Origin of the sequence: Streptomyces cinereoruber, assembly GCF_009299385.1 — a bacterium.
Lineage (GTDB): Bacteria > Actinomycetota > Actinomycetes > Streptomycetales > Streptomycetaceae > Streptomyces > Streptomyces bikiniensis.
The window spans coordinates 6,385,650-6,402,145 of sequence record NZ_CP023693.1 but is presented as its reverse complement, the minus strand read 5'-3'; the positions used below and the strand labels follow the sequence as shown (position 1 = coordinate 6,402,145).

General features: G+C 73.2%; 15 protein-coding genes. 1 reads left to right on the top strand and 14 read right to left on the bottom strand.

Features of this window, described 5'->3' with window-relative positions:
• Positions 1-2: 2 nt before the first annotated feature.
• The 14 genes from CP977_RS28915 to CP977_RS28850 form a co-directional block, all read right to left on the bottom strand.
• Positions 3-677, bottom strand: coding sequence for a phosphorylase family protein (locus CP977_RS28915; protein ID WP_062751210.1), 675 nt, complete (start codon positions 675-677; stop codon positions 3-5).
• Positions 677-2,680, bottom strand: coding sequence for a squalene--hopene cyclase (gene shc, locus CP977_RS28910; RefSeq protein WP_062751212.1), 2,004 nt, complete (start codon positions 2,678-2,680; stop codon positions 677-679). The genes CP977_RS28915 and shc overlap by 1 nt, the downstream gene beginning before the upstream one ends.
• A gap of 108 nt (positions 2,681-2,788) precedes the next feature.
• On the bottom strand, positions 2,789-3,889 hold the full coding sequence (locus tag CP977_RS28905; RefSeq protein ID WP_104860352.1) for a polyprenyl synthetase family protein: 1,101 nt from the start codon (positions 3,887-3,889) through the stop codon (positions 2,789-2,791).
• Entirely contained in the window at positions 3,886-5,271 is a 1,386-nt protein-coding gene (hpnE, locus tag CP977_RS28900) for a hydroxysqualene dehydroxylase HpnE (RefSeq protein ID WP_104860652.1), read from the bottom strand. The genes CP977_RS28905 and hpnE overlap by 4 nt, the downstream gene beginning before the upstream one ends.
• A gap of 11 nt (positions 5,272-5,282) precedes the next feature.
• Positions 5,283-5,603: a hypothetical protein gene (locus CP977_RS28895; RefSeq protein WP_152371051.1), complete on the bottom strand. Its 321-nt coding sequence runs from the start codon at positions 5,601-5,603 to the stop codon at positions 5,283-5,285.
• A complete protein-coding gene (gene hpnD / locus CP977_RS28890) occupies positions 5,600-6,550 on the bottom strand; it encodes a presqualene diphosphate synthase HpnD (protein ID WP_062751216.1) in 951 nt (316 codons plus the stop codon). The genes CP977_RS28895 and hpnD overlap by 4 nt, the downstream gene beginning before the upstream one ends.
• Complete coding sequence (gene hpnC, locus CP977_RS28885; RefSeq protein WP_152371050.1) at positions 6,547-7,458, bottom strand: squalene synthase HpnC; 912 nt, start codon at positions 7,456-7,458, stop codon at positions 6,547-6,549. The genes hpnD and hpnC overlap by 4 nt, the downstream gene beginning before the upstream one ends.
• Before the next feature lie 502 nt (positions 7,459-7,960).
• Complete coding sequence (locus CP977_RS28880; RefSeq protein ID WP_152371049.1) at positions 7,961-8,746, bottom strand: ABC transporter ATP-binding protein; 786 nt, start codon at positions 8,744-8,746, stop codon at positions 7,961-7,963.
• Positions 8,739-9,668 (bottom strand): ABC transporter permease, encoded by a 930-nt coding sequence (locus tag CP977_RS28875; RefSeq protein ID WP_062751220.1) that lies wholly within the window; start codon positions 9,666-9,668, stop codon positions 8,739-8,741. Before CP977_RS28875 ends, CP977_RS28880 begins: the two co-directional genes overlap by 8 nt.
• 50 nt (positions 9,669-9,718) lie before the next feature.
• Positions 9,719-10,564: a glycosyltransferase family 2 protein gene (locus CP977_RS28870; RefSeq protein ID WP_208421281.1), complete on the bottom strand. Its 846-nt coding sequence runs from the start codon at positions 10,562-10,564 to the stop codon at positions 9,719-9,721.
• 47 nt (positions 10,565-10,611) lie between these two features.
• The gene (locus tag CP977_RS28865) at positions 10,612-11,391 is read right to left on the bottom strand and encodes a CDP-alcohol phosphatidyltransferase family protein (RefSeq protein ID WP_079130948.1); all 780 of its coding nucleotides are present in this window, start codon (positions 11,389-11,391) and stop codon (positions 10,612-10,614) included.
• Positions 11,369-12,430 carry an iron-containing alcohol dehydrogenase family protein gene (locus CP977_RS28860; protein WP_062751227.1) on the bottom strand — a complete coding sequence of 354 codons (1,062 nt, stop codon included), beginning with the start codon at positions 12,428-12,430 and terminating at the stop codon, positions 11,369-11,371. Before CP977_RS28860 ends, CP977_RS28865 begins: the two co-directional genes overlap by 23 nt.
• Positions 12,418-13,155, bottom strand: a complete 738-nt coding sequence (locus CP977_RS28855; RefSeq protein WP_062751229.1) for a phosphocholine cytidylyltransferase family protein — start codon at positions 13,153-13,155, stop codon at positions 12,418-12,420. The genes CP977_RS28860 and CP977_RS28855 overlap by 13 nt, the downstream gene beginning before the upstream one ends.
• Complete coding sequence (locus tag CP977_RS28850; protein WP_062751232.1) at positions 13,152-14,951, bottom strand: DUF5941 domain-containing protein; 1,800 nt, start codon at positions 14,949-14,951, stop codon at positions 13,152-13,154. Before CP977_RS28850 ends, CP977_RS28855 begins: the two co-directional genes overlap by 4 nt.
• 413 nt (positions 14,952-15,364) lie before the next feature.
• Between CP977_RS28850 and CP977_RS28845 the strand changes: the two genes are divergently transcribed.
• A complete protein-coding gene (locus CP977_RS28845; protein ID WP_062751235.1) occupies positions 15,365-16,318 on the top strand; it encodes a cation diffusion facilitator family transporter in 954 nt (317 codons plus the stop codon).
• The last annotated feature ends 178 nt before the right edge of the window (positions 16,319-16,496 follow it).

Sequence of the window (16,496 nt, the reverse complement as noted above, 5' to 3'; positions counted from 1 at the left end):
GCTCACCTCCTGGGGAGCAGCAAAGAACGGTGCCATTCGTAGAAAGCGGGAAGGACGGCACGAAGGACGCGAAACGCCGATATTCCCCCGCGTACCGTGCCAATACGGACCAGCTCGTGCTCCGGAGCGTCCACGACCACCCGGACGGCCGCAACCGGACGCGCGCCCGGCCCCTCCCCGAAGGCTCCGGCGGCCCGTGCGGTACGCAGGGTCGCGGCGGACTCCATGTCGACGGCGATCGCGCCGGTGCCCCGCAGCGCGGCCCGCTCCGGGCCCCGCACCACGTGGTCGGAGCCGGACAGCGGGCCGACGTGCACGGACCGCCCCGGCACCGCCCTGACCAGGGCCTTCACCAGGAGCTCCGGGCCGGTGCACGCGGTCGTGCCGTCGGGTCCGCGGGTCTCGTCGGCGACCACCAGGTCCCCCGGGTGCATGCCCGGGGCGAGCCCCGCGCAGAACCCGGAGGCGATCACGGCCGCGTCCCACCGGTGCCGCTCCCCCAGCGCCCGGGAGACCGCCGCCCTGGCCCGTTCGGGGCCCATGCCCGTCCGCAGCACGGTGACCGGGCCGGGGGCGCCGCTCCGGTCGCCGCTGCGCAGGGCGAGCTGTTCGATGCCGAGCGCGCAGGCGATCAGGAGCGGCGGGGTGGCGGCGCCGGGGGCGGGCGCGCGGCCCATCACCCCTCCTTGCGGAGCGACGGCTCCCCGTGCGCGTAGCGGCCGAGCGCCGTGAGGGGGAAGACCTGGCGGTAGAGGTGGTAGTTGATCGAGAAGTCCCAGGGGAAGCCCGTGCCGGTGAAGTACGGCTCGTCCCACGAACCGTCCGGGAGCTGGGTCGCGGTCAGCCAGGCGACGCCCCGCCGGACCGGCTCGGACTCCCGTTCACCGGCGGCGAGCAGGGCGATCAGCGCCCACGCGGTCTGGGAGGCGGTGGAGGCGCCCCGCCCGACCCACTGCTCGTCCTGGTACGAGCGGAGGTCCTCGCCCCAGCCGCCGTCCTCGTTCTGCACGGAGCCGAGCCAGGCGACGGCCCGGCGGACCGCCGGGTGGGAGGCGGGGATTCCGGCGGCGGCGAGGGCGGGGAGCACCGAGCCCGTCCCGTACACCAGGTTGACGCCCCAGCGGCCGAACCAGCCGCCGTCCGGTTCCTGGGCGGCGAGCAGCCAGTCGATCCCCCGCAGGGTGCGCGGGTCCCCGGCCAGGCCCTCGTGGGCCAGCATCTCCACCACGTGCGCGGTGACGTCGGCGGAGGGCGGGTCCACCACCTCGCCGAAGTCGCAGAAGGGCAGCTTGTTGGGGAGGACGCTGGTGTTGTCGGCGTCGAAGGCGCCCCAGGCGCCGTCGCGGGACTGCATGCCGAGCGTCCAGCGCGTGCCCCGGGCGGCGGCGGCCTCGACCCGGGCGGGGTCGGGGTGCCGGACCCGGCGCAGCGCGAGCAGGACCTCGGCGGTGTCGTCGGTGTCGGGGTAGTTGTCGTTGTGGAACTCGAACGCCCAGCCGCCCGGCGGGAGTCCGGGCCGGCGCACCGCCCAGTCCCCGGTGCGGGTGATCTCCTCGTCCAGCATCCAGTCGACGGCCTTCACCAGGGCCGGGTGGTCGGGCGGGAGGCCGGCGTCGGCGAGGGCGATGGTGGCGAGGCAGGTGTCCCAGACCGGGGACTGGCAGGCCTCGATCATCCGGGAGCCGTCCTCGCGCCAGAGGGCGAAGCGGTCGAGGGACTCCAGGCCGGCCCGCATGACGGGGTGCCCGAGGTCGTAGCCGAGGAGGTGGAGGGCGATGATCGAGTAGACGGCGGGGGGCTGGATGCCGCCCCAGCAGCCGTCGTTCTCCTGGCGTTCGACGATCCACTGGGCGGCGAGGTTCACGGCCACCTCGCGCACCGGGCGGGGCGCCACGCGGTGGTAGAGGTGCAGGGCCTTGTCGATCCGCTGGAAGATCCCGTCCCAGCCGGTCGCCGGGGCGAGCGGGCGGGGCGGGTTCGGACGGGCCGGGTCGGTGTGCAGCTCGTCCAGGGGGAAGGGTGCGGGGCGGACCGGGCGCTTGGCGGAGACCACGGTGAGCGGCACGATCGTCTGGCGGGCCCAGCAGCCGAAGTCGTAGATGTTGAGCGGGAACCACTTGGGCAGGAAGAGCATCTCCGGGGGCAGCTCGGGCAGGTCCTCCCAGCGCCACCAGCCGAAGAGGGCGAGCCAGATGCGGGTGAAGACCCGGGTGTCCGCGATGCCGCCGTGGGCGCGGACCCACGCGGAGGCGCGGGCCATGTGCGGGGCGTCGGGCGGGTCTCCGGCGAGCCGGAGGGCCACGTAGGCCTCGACGGTGGTGGAGAGTTCGCCGGGTCCGCCGTAGAAGGTGGACCAGGTGCCGTCCTCGCGCTGCTCGCGGCGGACGTGGAGGGCCGCGGCCCGGGCGGTGTCGGGGTCGAGGATGCCCAGGAACTGGCGGAGGAGCAGGTCCTCGGCGTCCATGGTGACGTTGGTCTCCAGGTCGCCCTTCCACCAGCCCGCCGGATCCTGGCGGGCGAGGAGGTGCTCGGCGGCCCGTGCCGCGGCCCGCGCGGCGGTCTCGTCGAGTCTTCCCGGGGCGGGGGCGGCCCTCTCCGGGAGAGCGGTGTCGGTCGTCTCGCCGTCCACGGCCGTCCGGGGGCTCACGGCCCCGGCGCTTCCGTCGGTCGTCGCTGTCATGGCTTACCCTTCGTGCAGTCTGTTTCCTTCTGCTCCTGCGGGTCTGCCGTCGGCCGGCGCCGGGTGGCACCGGCCGGCGACCGCGAACTCATATCAGGGTGATGGCGCTCACCTCTTCCGTACCACCACGAAGTCGGCCAGGGCGGTGAGCTGGGCCCGTACGCGGGCGGGCATGTCCACCTCGTCCAGGGCCCCGATCGCGACGGCGTGCTGGCGGCGGGCCTCCTGGGAGGTCCACTCCCGGCCCCCGGCCTCCTCGATGAGGGCGGCCCGGAAGGCGAACTCCTCCTCGGAGAAGGAGTCGAAGTCGCTGGACTTGGCGTCCGCGGCGAGCAGTTCGCCGAGCCGCTCGGAGGCCGGTCCGCCGGCGGCGAGGGCGGCGACGACGGGGAGGGACTTCTTGCGCTGGCGCAGGTCGCTCCAGGTCTGCTTGCCGGTGGACTCCGGGTCGCCCCAGATGCCGAGCAGGTCGTCCACGGCCTGGAAGGCGAGGCCGAGGTGGTAGCCGTACTCCTCCAGCTTGTCGGCGGTCCGGTCGTCGGCCCCGCCGAGGACGGCGCCGATGGAGACGGCGCAGGCGAGGAGGGCGCCGGTCTTGTTGCCCTCCATCTCCAGGCACTCCTCGACGGTGACCCGCTCGCGGTGCTCGTAGGAGATGTCCTGGGCCTGCCCGTCGATGAGCTTGCGGGTGGCCGTGGTGAGCCGGCGGGTGGCCCGCCCGGCCTCGACGGTGCCGAGTTCGAGGAGCAGTTCGTTGGCGAGGGCGAAGAGGGCGTCGCCGACGAGGATGGCCTGCGCGGGGCCGTGGACCTTCCACACGGTGTCGCGGTGGCGGCGCTGCTCGTCGCCGTCCATCAGGTCGTCGTGGAGCAGCGAGAAGTTGTGGACGAGCTCCACGGCGACGGCGCCGGGGACGCCGACCTCGGGCGCGGCGCCCGCGGCCTCGGCCGACAGCAGGGCGAGCGCGGGGCGGACGGCCTTGCCGCCGTCGCCGTCGGCGGGGTTGCCCTGCGCGTCGATCCAGCCGAAGTGGTAGGCGGCCACGGTGTCCATGGGCGGCGCGAGGCGGTCGACGGCCGCCCGCAGTACGGGGGTGGACAGGGTCCGTCCCCGCTCCAGCAGTGCGGACACGTCCGCGGTGTCGACGGCCGGGTGTCCCGGCGGCGCTGTCGGCACGGTCTCTCCTCTTGTTCCGGTACTCACACTCATACCGCCTCCTGCAGCGGATGGTCATGGCGGCGGCCGAGGGCGGAGAGCGCCGCGCCCGCGGCGCTGAAACCACTGCGGACGGCCCCCTCCATGGTCGCGGGCCAGCCGGTGGCGGTCCAGGCTCCGGCCAGGTGGAGGCCCGGTGCCCGGGTGCGGGCGCCGGGGCGGAGCCGGCCGGTGCCCGGGGCGGGGTCGAACGTCGCCGTCCGCTCCCTGGTGACGAAGAAGTCGCGCACCCCGGCGCCACGGGCGGCGGGCAGCAGCCGCTCCAGCTCCGGGAGGTAGCGCTCGCGCAGGACGGCGACGGGCGCGTCGATGTCGTCCTGGGCGGCGGACTGGGAGACGGCGAGGTACTGGCCGCCGCCCTTGAGCCCGGAGGCGTCGGTGCGGTCGAAGACCCACTGCACCGGGGAGCCGAGGGCGGTGAAGAAGGGCTGCCTCAACACCTTGCGGTCGTAGACGACGTGCAGGTTGAGGATGGGGGCGGTGCCGATGTCGAGGAGCCGGTCGGGGTCGTCGAGGGCGCCCTCGGGCAGCAGGGCGTGGGTCTCGTGCTGCGGTACGGCGAGGACGACGGCGTCGGCCTCGATGGTCTCGCCGGGCACCTCCACGGCCCAGCGTCCGTCGCCGGTGCGGGAGATCCGCTCGGCCTTGGCGCGCAGTTCGGTGCGCACCCCGGCGGCGGCGAGGGCCTTGCCGGCCAGGGTGTCGTGGAGTTCGCCGAGCGGGACGCGGGCCCAGCCGATGTCGGCGGCGCCGGGCTCGGAGAGGAGCCCGGTCTTGAAGACCATGGCGGCCAGGGCCATGGAGGCGTGCGGGGCGGTGGCGTTGAGGGTGGCGACGCCGACGAGGTCCCACAGGGCCTCGACGGCGCGCGGGGACTGTCCGTGGCGGCCGAGCCAGGTGGCGAAGTCGATGCCGTCGAGGGCCGGGTCGGCGGGGTCGAGCCGGCTCAGGGCGAGCGCGGCGCGGCCGACGCTCAGGCGCTCGACGGCGCTGAGGTGCGGATAGGTCGCCAGGCTGCGGGCGAGGTGGAACGGGACGGGCAGGTCGTCGCGGCGGATCCGGCCGAGCCGGGGACCGCGGCGGTGGCCGACGTCGAGGACGGGCACGTCGAGGCGGTCCTGCACGGGGGCGAGGCGGGCGCCGTCGATCCGGTCGAGGAACCAGCGGTAGGCGGTGCAGCAGCGCAGGTAGACGTGCTGGCCGTTGTCGACGGTCAGCTCGCCGCGGCGGAAGGAGAAGGCGAGGCCGCCGAGCCGGGGGCGGCCTTCGAGGAGGGTGACGCGGACGCCCGCGTCGGCGAGCTGGAGCGCGGCGGTGGTCCCGGCGAGCCCGCCGCCGACGACGACGGCGTGGGCCTGCCGGGCGTCCTGCCCGATTGCGTCGCGGGTCACGCGGCCTCCGATCGGTTCGTCGTGGTCGGTCCCGCCGCGGACGGGGCCGACGGGGTCGGGCCGTGCGCGACGACCGTGATCAGGGACGCCGGGGCGGCACCGGGGGTTGCCGCGGTGGCGGCCGTACGGGGGACGGCCGCGCGGGCGGCGGTCGTACGAGGGACGGCGCCGGGGGTTGCGGCGCGGACGGCGCTCTTACGGGCGGTGGTCGCCCGGGAGGCGGCCGTACGGGGGACGGCGTCGGGCCGCCGGTTCGCCGCGCGGGTGGGAACGGCGCCGGGGGCAGCCGGGGGCGCGGCGGGCGCGTGCGGGCTCATCGGGGGCGCCTCCTGACGTCGCGCCGGGCGATGTGGCGGGTGTCGAGGCCGGAGAGGCCGCGCACCGCGACGTACGCCTTCTCGTGGCCCGGCAGCGAGACGCGGCCGCGCAGGACCGCCTCCGGGTCGCGCTCGATCCGGTCGAGCAGGCGCCGGTAGATGCCGGCCATGGCGGCGACGCAGGCGCCGCTGCGCCGGTCGAGCATGGGGAGGAGCCGGTAGCCCTCGGCGAACAGGGCGCGGGCGCGCCGCACTTCGAAGTGGACGAGCCCGGCGAAGTCGGAGCCCTCGGGCAGCGGGCCGGCGAAGCCGTCCCCGCAGCCGAACTTGGCGAGGTCGTCGGCGGGCAGGTAGGTGCGCCCGTTCTCCGCGTCCTCGCGCACGTCCCTGAGGATGTTGGTGAGTTGGAGCGCGAGCCCCAGGGTGTCGGCGTACTCGGGGGCGCGGTCGGCGCCGTGGGCGCCCGGCTGGGTGCCGAAGACGCCGAGGGAGAGGCGGCCGATGGCGCCGGCGACGCAGCGGCAGTAGACCTTGAGGTCGTCCCAGGTCTCGTAGACGGCGCCGTGGACGTCCATGAGGACGCCGTCGATGAGTTCGTCGAGGCCGTCGAGCGGGATCGGGAAGCGGCGGGCGGAGTCGGCGAGGGCGACGGCGACCGGGTCGGTGTCGTCCTCGTCGATCTTGCCGGAGCGGATCCGGTCGAGCAGGTCCCGGGTGGCCTCCAGTCGCTCCTTCTTCTCGCCGGGCGCGAGCGTGCCGTCGCCGATGTCGTCGACGCGCCGCGAGAAGGCGTACAGGGCGGACATCGCCTGGCGCTTCTCGGCCGGCAGCAGCCGGATGCCGTAGGCGAAGTTGCGGGCCTGCTGCCCGGTGACCGCCTCGCAGTAGCTGTAGGCGGCCTGTACCGGTGCGGACGGCTGGTGCGGTCCCTCCACGGTCACGGTCACCCCTCTCTCCGCGCCCGGAGCAGGACCTCTCCCGCCCGGCGCATCAGGTTCGGCTTGGTGGGCCCCGGGGGGCCGGTCAGTACGTCGAATCCGGCGTCGGCGATCGCGTCGAGGGCCGCGAGTCCCCCGGCGGTGAATCCGGCGAGGAGGAGGCGGAGGCGGCCGTGGACGCTGCCGACGAGGGGGGTGCCCGCGTGGAGCAGGGCGCGGGCCCGCTCGGCCTCGAAGGCGATCAGGGCGCGGACGGAGGCTCCGGCGGTGGGCCGGGCGAGGTCGTCCTCGGTGACGTGGAACCGCTTGAGGTCCTCGGCGGGCAGGTAGATCCGGTCGCGGGCGAGGTCCTCGGCGACGTCCTGGAGGTGCTCGACGATCTGGAGGGCGGTGCAGATGCCGTCGGAGAGCCGGATCCGCTCGGGGGTGGCGGTGCCGGTGATCCCGAGGACGAGGCGGCCGACGGGGTTGGCGGAGAGCTCGCAGTACGCGAGGAGGTCGTCGTACGTCTCGTACCGGCCGACCAGCTGGTCCTGGCGGTTGGCGGCGATCAGGCCGAGGAAGGGCCCGGGGGCGAGCCCGCACCGCTCGACGGTCGGCCGGAGGGCGCGCAGCAGGGGGTGGCGCGGGGTGGAGTCGAAGACGCGGCGGAGGTCGGCCTCGAAGGCGTCGAGGAGGGCGAGCCGGTCGTCGGCGGCCTCCGGGGGGACGCCGAGGTGCCGCGCGTCGGCGCCGCCGGGGGCGAGGTCGCCGTCGCCGATGTCGTCCACGAGCCGGGCGTATCCGTAGACGGCCATGAGGTCGTCGCGCCAAGCGCGGGGCAGGAAGAAGGGGGCGACGGGGAAGTTCTCGTCCGCAGCCTTGCCGAGGGTGGCACGCGAGGTGGCGCCGGAGTGCGCCTGCCGGGGGTCCGTCACCGGTCGCTGCCCGGCGGAGGGACGGCGACACCCTCGTGGAGCTGGAGATTCTGCGTCATGGCCGTCACGTCTCCCGTTCTACACTGCTGACCCAATCCATCCTATTTCGGACACGCCGCCGACCCCTGCCCGTAGGGCCGCCACCCGGGGCCCGATGGCCGCGGGGTATCGCCCTACTTGCCGCGAAACAGACCGGTCCAGCTTACGTTGTACGACGACCGTCGCCATTCGGGGGTGGCGCGCACCAGGGATTTCGCCCGGGCAGTCCGTCAATACGCCGGGAAATCAAGGGAATTGGGTACGACGGAGGCGCGGGAAGCGCGTGTCCCGGCGACGGCGGACCCGGCAGCGACACTCCCCCGCCGCACGGGAAGGGCGCGAGAAGGCCCTTCGAGCAGCGGAGGTGACGCTCCGCGCGCACCCGAACACGCAGCGCGTAGAGACGGGGCCGCCCCCGGCGCAGGAGCTGCGACGGGGGCGGGAGCCTCGGGCGAGAGGGGGCTCAGCGGGCGGTCTCCCGCTCGTACGCCTTGAGGACCTCGTCCGTGGGGCCGTCCATGAGGAGCTGGCCCTTCTCCAGCCAGAGCACCCGGTCGCAGGTGTCCCGGATGGACTTGTTGCTGTGGCTGACCAGGAAGACCGTGCCGGCCTCCTTGCGCAGCTCGCGGATGCGCTCCTCGGAGCGGATCTGGAACTTGCGGTCGCCGGTGGCGAGGGCCTCGTCGATGAGGAGGACGTCGTGGTTCTTGGCGGCCGCGATGGCGAAGCGGAGCCGGGCGCCCATGCCGGAGGAGTACGTGCGCATGGGCAGGCTGATGAAGTCGCCCTTCTCGTTGATGCCGGAGAAGTCGACGATGCCCTCGTAGCGGGAGCGGACCTCCTCGCGGCTCATGCCCATGGCGAGGCCGCCGAGGATCACGTTGCGCTCGCCGGTGAGGTCGTTCATCAGGGCCGCGTTGACGCCGAGGAGCGAGGGCTGGCCGTCGGTGTAGACCTTGCCGCTCTCGGTGGGGAGCAGGCCGGCGATGGCGCGCAGCAGCGTGGACTTGCCGGAGCCGTTGGAGCCGATGAGGCCGATGGCCTCGCCCCGGTAGGCGGTGAAGGTGACGCCGCGGACCGCGTGGACCTTGCGGACGCCCCGGGTGACCTCGGCCTTGCCGCGGCCGACGATGCGGCTGAGCGCCGCCGTGGCGCTGCCCTTGCCGCCGCCGCTGGCGTTGACCCGGTAGACGATGTGGACCTCGTCGCAGATGACGGTGGGAACGTTGGACCGGTTCGTGTCAGCCACGGCCGTACCTCTCCTCGGCCTTCCAGAAGTAGACGAAGCCGCCGATGCCGAAGGCCAGGGCCCAGCCGAGGGCGGTCATCCAGACGTGGTCCGGCAGGTTCTCCGCGCCGTAGCCCTCGATGAGGGAGAAGCGGATCAGGTCCATGTAGACCGCAGCCGGGTTGTACATGAGGACGTCGGCGATCCAGGCGGGCTTGTCGGCCAGCATCGCGGGGATCGAGAACATCACGCCGGAGGCGTACATCCAGGTGCGCATGACGAACGGCATGAGCTGTGCGAGGTCGGGCGTCTTGGCGCCCATCCTGGCCATGATCATCGCCAGGCCGACGTTGAAGACGAACTGCAGGAACAGCGCCGGGACCAGCAGCAGCCAGCTGAGCGAGGGGTAGCTGCCGAAGGCCATGACGATCGCCACCAGGACGATCATCGAGAACAGCAGCTGCTGGAGCTGCTGGAGCGAGAAGGAGATGGGCAGCGAGGCGCGCGGGAAGTGCAGGGCCCGGACGAGGCCCAGATTGCCCGAGATCGCCCGGACGCCGGCCATCACCGAGCTCTGGGTGAAGGTGAACACGAAGATGCCGGTGACCAGGAAGGGGATGTAGACGTCCTTGGTCATGCCCCGGCCGGCGCCCAGGATCAGGCCGAAGATCAGGTAGTAGACCAGGGCGTTCAGGAGCGGGGTCGCCACCTGCCACACCTGGCCCAGCTTCGCCTGGCTGTACTGGGCGGTCAGCTTGGCCGAGGAGAAGGCCAGGATGAAGTGGCGGCGGCTCCACAGCTCCCGGACGTACTCGAACAGCCCGGGCCGGGCGCCGCTGACCGAGAGGCCGTACTTCGCGGCGAGGTCGGCCGGGGCCAGGCCCTCGTCGACGGACGGGGGCGCGCTCGTCGCGACCGCCCCGCCCTGGTGTGTGTCACTCACAAGTCGAAACTTTCGTGTTCAAGATGCGCGGCACGTCGGGTACCACGATGTCAGACGACCGGGGGGCGACCCATCCGGGTCAGCCGCCACACCGTACGCCACCTCATGGGGCGGCGCGGTCCGCAGGGGGTGGTCCAGCCGGCCCGGAATCCGCCGCACCACGCCTTCAGCGCGGGGACCGAGGGCCGCCGGGCCAGAGTGAGCAGCAGCCAGACGCCGAGATAGGCCGGCACCAGGGGCGCGGGCAGATTGCGACGGGCCAGCCACACACGGTTGCGCGCCACGTTGAAGTGGTAGGAGGCGTGCCGGGAGGGTGCTGTCGTGGGGTGCAGCAGCACCATGTCCGCACGGTAGTCGATCATCCAGTCGGCGTCGAGCGCCCGCCAGGCGAGGTCGGTCTCCTCGTGTGCGTAGAAGAACTCGTCCGGAAGGCCGCCGACTTCCGCGAAGACCTTGGTGCGGACGGCGTTGGCGCCGCCGAGGAAGGTGGTCACCCGCGAGGAGCGCATCGGGTCGGAGGCGCGCAGCCGGGGCACGTGCCGGCGCTGGGTGGCGCCGGTCTCCGGGTCGGCGATCCGGAAGCTGATGATGCCCAGGCGCGGGTCCGCGGTGAAGGCCTGGCGGACCAGCTCGGCGGTGTCGGTGTGGGCGAGCAGGCCGTCGTCGTCGAGGAAGAGCAGGACGTCGACGTCGGTGCCGCCGGGGCCGAAGGCCTCGATGCCGACGTTCCGGCCGGCGGGGATGCCGACGTTCTCGGGCAGGTCGACGGTGCGGACCCCGTCGGGCACCCCGGTGACCGGGGTGCCCTGGCCGACGACGACGACCTCGACCGGGTCGCCCTCCTGCGCGGCGACCGAGTCGAGCAGCGCGCGCAGGTCGTCGGGGCGGTTGCCCATGGTGATGACGACGGCGCCCACCTTGAGCGGCGTGTTCACGGCCGGCCTCACTTCAGCCTGCTGGAGACCAGGATCGACACCAGGTGCAGCAGGGTCTGGAGCAGGGCGATGCCGGCGAGGACGGCGACGCCGAGCCGGGAGAAGAAGAGGTCGCCCCTGATCTGGTCCGCGATCGCGAGGACCAGGATGAGCAGGGAGGCCTCGATGCCGAGGATCAGCCGGTGGAACTTGAGCGCGGCGGCGGCCCGGCGGGCCAGCGCCATGCCGGAGGAGCGCGGCTCGGAGGCGGACTCCTTGACCGGCGGGAGGCCGCCCTGGTGGCGGGCGACGCCGACGAGGTCGGTCTCGGCCTTGATGAGGATGGCGCCGAGGGCGGCGAGGGTGCCCAGGAAGGCCCACAGCCAGTCGATCCGCCCGGTGCCCCACAGGTCGGCGGCGCGCAGGCCGAAGCCGACGAGGACCGCCGCGTCGCACAGGTAGGCGCCGACCCGGTCCAGGTAGACGCCGCCGAGCGAGAACTGCTTCTTCCAGCGGGCCAGCTCGCCGTCGACGCAGTCGAGCAGCAGGTAGAGCTGGACCATGAGCACGCCGAGGACGGCGCCCGGGATGCCCGGCACGAGGAGCGCCGGGGCGGCGAGCACGCCGAAGACGGTCATCAGGTAGGTCAGCTGGTTGGGGGTGACCCGGGTGTTCGCCAGCTGCCGGGTGATCCGCAGCGAGATCTCCCGCATGTACAGGCGGCCGCCCCAGTGCTCGCCGCTCCGCCGGTCCTTCACGCCCGGGGGATGGACGACCGGTCGGAGCTCAGCTACCGATGGCTTGTGCATAGTCGGCGTACGCGTCCCTGATCTCGTCGTCGGACAGGTCGAGGTGTTCGAGGATGGTGAAGCGGCCCGGTCGGGTCTGCGGGGCGAACGAGACCGCCTGGACGAACTCGTCCACGGTGAAGCCCATCTCCTGCGGCGTGACGGGCAGGCCGTGCCGGCGCAGGGTCTCGACCATCAGGCCGGACTCCTCGCGGGCGCCGCGCAGGTGCATGGCGAAGGCCGCTCCGAGACCGCACTGCTCGCCGTGGCTGGCCGCGCGGGCCGGGAAGAGCAGGTCGAAGGCGTGGCTGATCTCGTGGCAGGCGCCCGAGGAGGGGCGGCTGTCGCCGCTGATCGACATGGCGATGCCGGACATGACCAGGCCCTCGGAGAGGGTGACGAGGAAGTCGTCGTCGCCGACGCCGCCGGGGTGGCGGAGCACGGCCTCTCCGGCGCTGCGGGCCATGGCGGCGGCGAGGCCGTCGACCTTCTCGCCGTTCTCGCGGTGCGAGAGCTCCCAGTCCGCGATGGCGGAGAGGTTGGAGATCGCGTCGCCGATGCCGGAGCGGACGTAGCGGACCGGGGCGTCCCTGATCACGTCCAGGTCGACGACCAGGGCGATCGGGGTGGGGACGCCGTAGGAGCCGCGCCCGTTGTCGTTGTCCAGGGTGGAGATCGGGGAGCAGATGCCGTCGTGGGACAGGTTGGTGGCGATGGCCACGAGCGGCAGCCCGACCCGGGCCGCCGCGTACTTGGTCACGTCGATGATCTTGCCGCCACCGAGGGCCACCACCGCGTCGTACCGCTTGCCGCGCATGGCGTCGGCGAGCTTCACGGCCTCGTCGATGGTGCCGCCGGCGACCGGGTACCAGTCGGCCCCGGGCAGCTCGGCGGCGAACCGGTCGCGCAGCTTGAGGCCGGAGCCCCCGCTGATGGCGACCGCGATCTTGCCGTTGCTGGAGATCCGCTGGTCCGCGAGGAGCGCGGACAGGTCGTCCAGCGCTCCTCCGCGGATGTCGACGACGACCGGCGACGGGATCAGCCGGGTCAGTACTGGCACGCGATCTCACGGCCCTTCGCGAGGTCGTCGTGGTTGTCGATCTCGACCCACTTGACGTCGCCGATGGGGGCCACGTCGACGGTGAAGCCGCGGTTGACCAGCTCCTGGTAGCCGTCCTCGTAGTAGAGGTCGGGGTCGCGCTCGAAGGTGGCCTTGAGGGCGTCGGCCAGCTCCTCGGCGGCCTCGGCCTCGATCAGGGTGACGCCGATGTACTCGCCGGTGGCGGTGGCCGGGTCCATGAGCTTGGTGATGCGCTGGACGCCCTTGCCCTCGGCGGTGATGACCTTCATCTCCTCGTCGGCGAGGCTCTTCACCGTGTCGAGGGCGAGGATGATCTTCTGACCGTCGCCGCGGGCGGCGAGCAGGGTCTTCTCGACGGAGACGGGGTGGACGGTGTCGCCGTTGGCGAGGATCACACCGCGCTTGAGGACGTCACGGGCGCACCACAGGGAGTAGGCGTTGTTCCACTCCTCGGCCTTGTCGTTGTCGACGAGGGTGATCGTGAGCCCGTACTTCGCCTCCAGGGCCTCCTTGCGGTCGTAGACGGCCTCCTTGCGGTAGCCGACGACGATCGCGACCTCGGTGAGGCCGATCTCGGCGAAGTTCTTCAGGGTCAGGTCGAGGATCGTGGTGTCCCCGTCGACCGGCACGAGGGCCTTCGGAAGGGTGTCGGTGTAGGGGCGCAGACGCCGTCCGGCACCGGCTGCCAGTACGAGACCGATCATGCTGTTTCTCCTTCGTCGTGAACGGCGGGTGCTCCGGCGGAGACCCAGAAGCGGACGGACTCCACGAGCACCACCAGCGCGACGGCGACCGCGAGGACGGTCAGTGCCAGGGTGAAGTCGTCGCCGCGGCCCGCGAGGAGGGCGGCGAGGACGGTCACCAGGAGGGTGCGCCCCTCGTGTCCGCCGGTGACGCGCACCAGCCAGGCGGGCGGCGCGCCGGTGCCGCCGCGGATGCGGTACACCGTGTCGTAGTGATGGTAGGCGACCGCCGCGACCAGCCCGAACGCCGCCGGGAGGGCCCCCGGGGAGTCGGAGCGGGCGGCCAGGACGAGGACGGTGGTGTACTCGGCGGCGCGGAAGAGCGGCGGTACGAGCCAGTCGAGGGCGCCCTTGAGGGGCTGGGCGACGGCGAGCCCGGCGAAGACCGTGTAGCCGACGGCGGCGATCACGATCTGCCGGTCGCCGAACGGCCACGCGAGGACGGCGGACAGCAGGCCGGCCGTCGCGATCGCGGCGAAGGCGACCCCGAGGCTCCGGTCGCCGGGGCGGCGGAAGAGCCGGGCGGCGAGCCGGGCCAGCGGGCCGGAGTCGGTGAGGTCGAAGAGCGCCCGGGCGGCCCGGTCGCTCCTCTTCCCCTTGCGGGTCAGGGAGCGCAGGACGCGGCCGGCGGTGGTGTAGCAGGCGCCGAAGGCGCAGCCGGCGATCAGGGCCCAGAAGACGATCCGGGGGCTGGTGACGGCGGTGAGGACGGCGATCATCGCCCAGCGCTCGCCGATCGGAAGGATGATCATGCGGCGGGCCCAGACGGTCCAGCCGACGCCGTCCAGCTTGCTGGAGAGGGCCAGGCTGGTCTTGGCCGCGGCGCCGGTGCTCTCGGCGTTCGCCTCGTTGAAGGAGAAGTCGACGACGTGGCGGCAGGTCATCAGGACCATGGCGCCGAGCGCGAGGGCCCAGACGTCGTCGCCGTTCCGGGCGGCGCCGAGGGCGAGGCCCGCGTAGAAGGCGTACTCCTTGGCGCGGTCGAAGGTGGCGTCGAGCCAGGCGCCCATCGTCGAGTACTTCAGCGCGTAGCGGGCGAGCTGCCCGTCGGTGCAGTCCAGGACGAAGGAGACGAGGAGGAGGACGCCGGCGGCGACGTAGCCGGCGCGCTCGCCGGTCGCCGCGCAGCCGGCCGCGACCAGGGCGGTGAGCAGCGAGGCGGTGGTGACCTGGTTGGGGGTCAGTCCGCGGCGCGCGCACCAGCGGGCGATGTGGCGCGAGTACGGGCTGATGAAGAAGGTGGTGAAGAAGCCGTCGTGCGCCTTCACGGCCGAGCGGAGGCGTACGGCCTCGTCGTCGACGGCCTCGACGGCGGCGCGCGCCGCGTGGCGGGCCTCGGCGTCGGTGGGCACGGTGGCGACGAGGGTGCCGAGCTGGGGCCTGTGCACGGCGACGCCGTCGGCGTCGAGGGTGTCGGCGAGGGCGCCGGGGAGGTCGGCGACGGGAGTACCGGCGGTCGCGGAGGCGCCGTCCAGGGCCCGGGTCAGGGCGGGGCGGGCCTCGGCCTGCGCGGTGAGCGCGCCGGGGACCGCGGCGGCCGGGAACCGGGGGTCGGTGAGGGCGAGGCGCAGCGCGTGCAGATGGCCGACGAACCGGGGGTCGACGAGCGCGACGCGCTCGCCCGCCGGGACGTCGGCCAGCAGGGCTCCGGTCTCCTCGGTGCCGGAGGCGATCCGGACGTCGAAGCCGAGCGACCGCAGATCACCGTCGAGCGAGGATCCGGGTGCCGGCGGGCCGGTGAGGATGGCGGTCGACAGACGAACTCACTCCTTGGAGCTGACGGAGGGCCGGCGGGGCCCATGGCGGCCCCGGGCGCGGCGGTGCGGCCCGGCACCGGGCGGCGACACGTCGGCTGAGGCTATCCGATGAACAGAAGGACGAGTTCACCGAGGCTTGGCGGGCCGGACTCCCCCGGGCCCACTCGTGTCCGCCCCGATGCGCTCGGTCCGTCGCGGATCATGATGGGTGATCGTCCGGCCGTCCCACAAACCCCGGTCGTACGCCCTCCCCCGGGCCGTCCCCGAGCGCTTCTCGCCACACCCCGTCCGGAATGCATCACCGCAGGTCAGAGCATATGACAACGGTGTTCAGTACCGTGTTGCGCATACCCCCCACCCGTAGTTGACTTGCGCACCGGGGCACACGGACGACACGACCGGGAGGCCATCTCATGGGGGCTGGACACGATCACGGGCACGGCCACGGACACGGCCACGGGGGCCCGCCGCCGACGGGCACCGCGGGGGCCGCGTACCGGAGCCGGTTGCGGATCGCGCTCGGCATCACGCTCTCCGTGATGGTGGTCGAGATCGTCGGCGGCGTGGTCGCGGACTCGCTCGCGCTGATCGCGGACGCGGCCCACATGGCGACCGACGCGGTCGGCCTCGCGATGGCGCTCCTGGCGATCCACTTCGCCAACCGGCCGCCCTCGGGCAACCGCACCTTCGGCTACGCGCGGGCCGAGATCCTGGCGGCGCTCGCGAACTGTCTGCTGCTGCTCGGCGTCGGCGGGTACGTGCTGTTCGAGGCGATCCAGCGGTTCATGGAGCCGGCCGGGACCAAGGGCGGCCTCGCCATCGCGTTCGCGGCGGTCGGCCTGGTGGCGAACGTGATCTCGCTGACGCTGCTCATGCGGGGCCAGAAGGAGAGCCTCAACGTGCGCGGGGCGTATCTGGAGGTGCTCGCGGACGCCCTGGGCTCGGTCACGGTGATCGTCGCGTCCGGGATCATCCTGCTCACGGGCTGGCAGTACGCGGACCCGATCGCCTCGCTGGTGATCGGCCTGATGATCGTCCCCCGTACGGTCAAGCTGCTGCGCGAGACCCTGGACGTGCTCCTGGAGGCGGCCCCCAAGGGCGTCGACATGGCGGAGGTACGGGCCCACATACTGGCCCTGCCGGGGGTCGAGGACGTGCACGACCTGCACGCCTGGACGATCACCTCGGGGATGCCGGTCCTCTCGGCGCACGTGGTCGTCGACCAGGGGGCGCTCGACTCGGTCGGGCACGAGAAGATGCTGCACGCGCTCCAGGGCTGCCTGGGCTCGCACTTCGACGTGGAGCACTGCACCTTCCAGCTGGAGCCGGTCGGCCACGCGGAGCACGAGGCTAGGCTCTGCCTGTAGGGCGCCGGAGCGCCTGCTAGCCTTTTCGTACGCACGTGTGGTGAGAGGAGCTGAGGTTGATGACCGTCGCGATGGAGGCTGCCGCCTGCGGCAGCGCCCGGTCGTCCCTCAGCCTCCGGGTCTCCGGCTGACCTGATCCCGGTCCTCGCACCGGTACGTCACGTCGTCGGCCGGGACC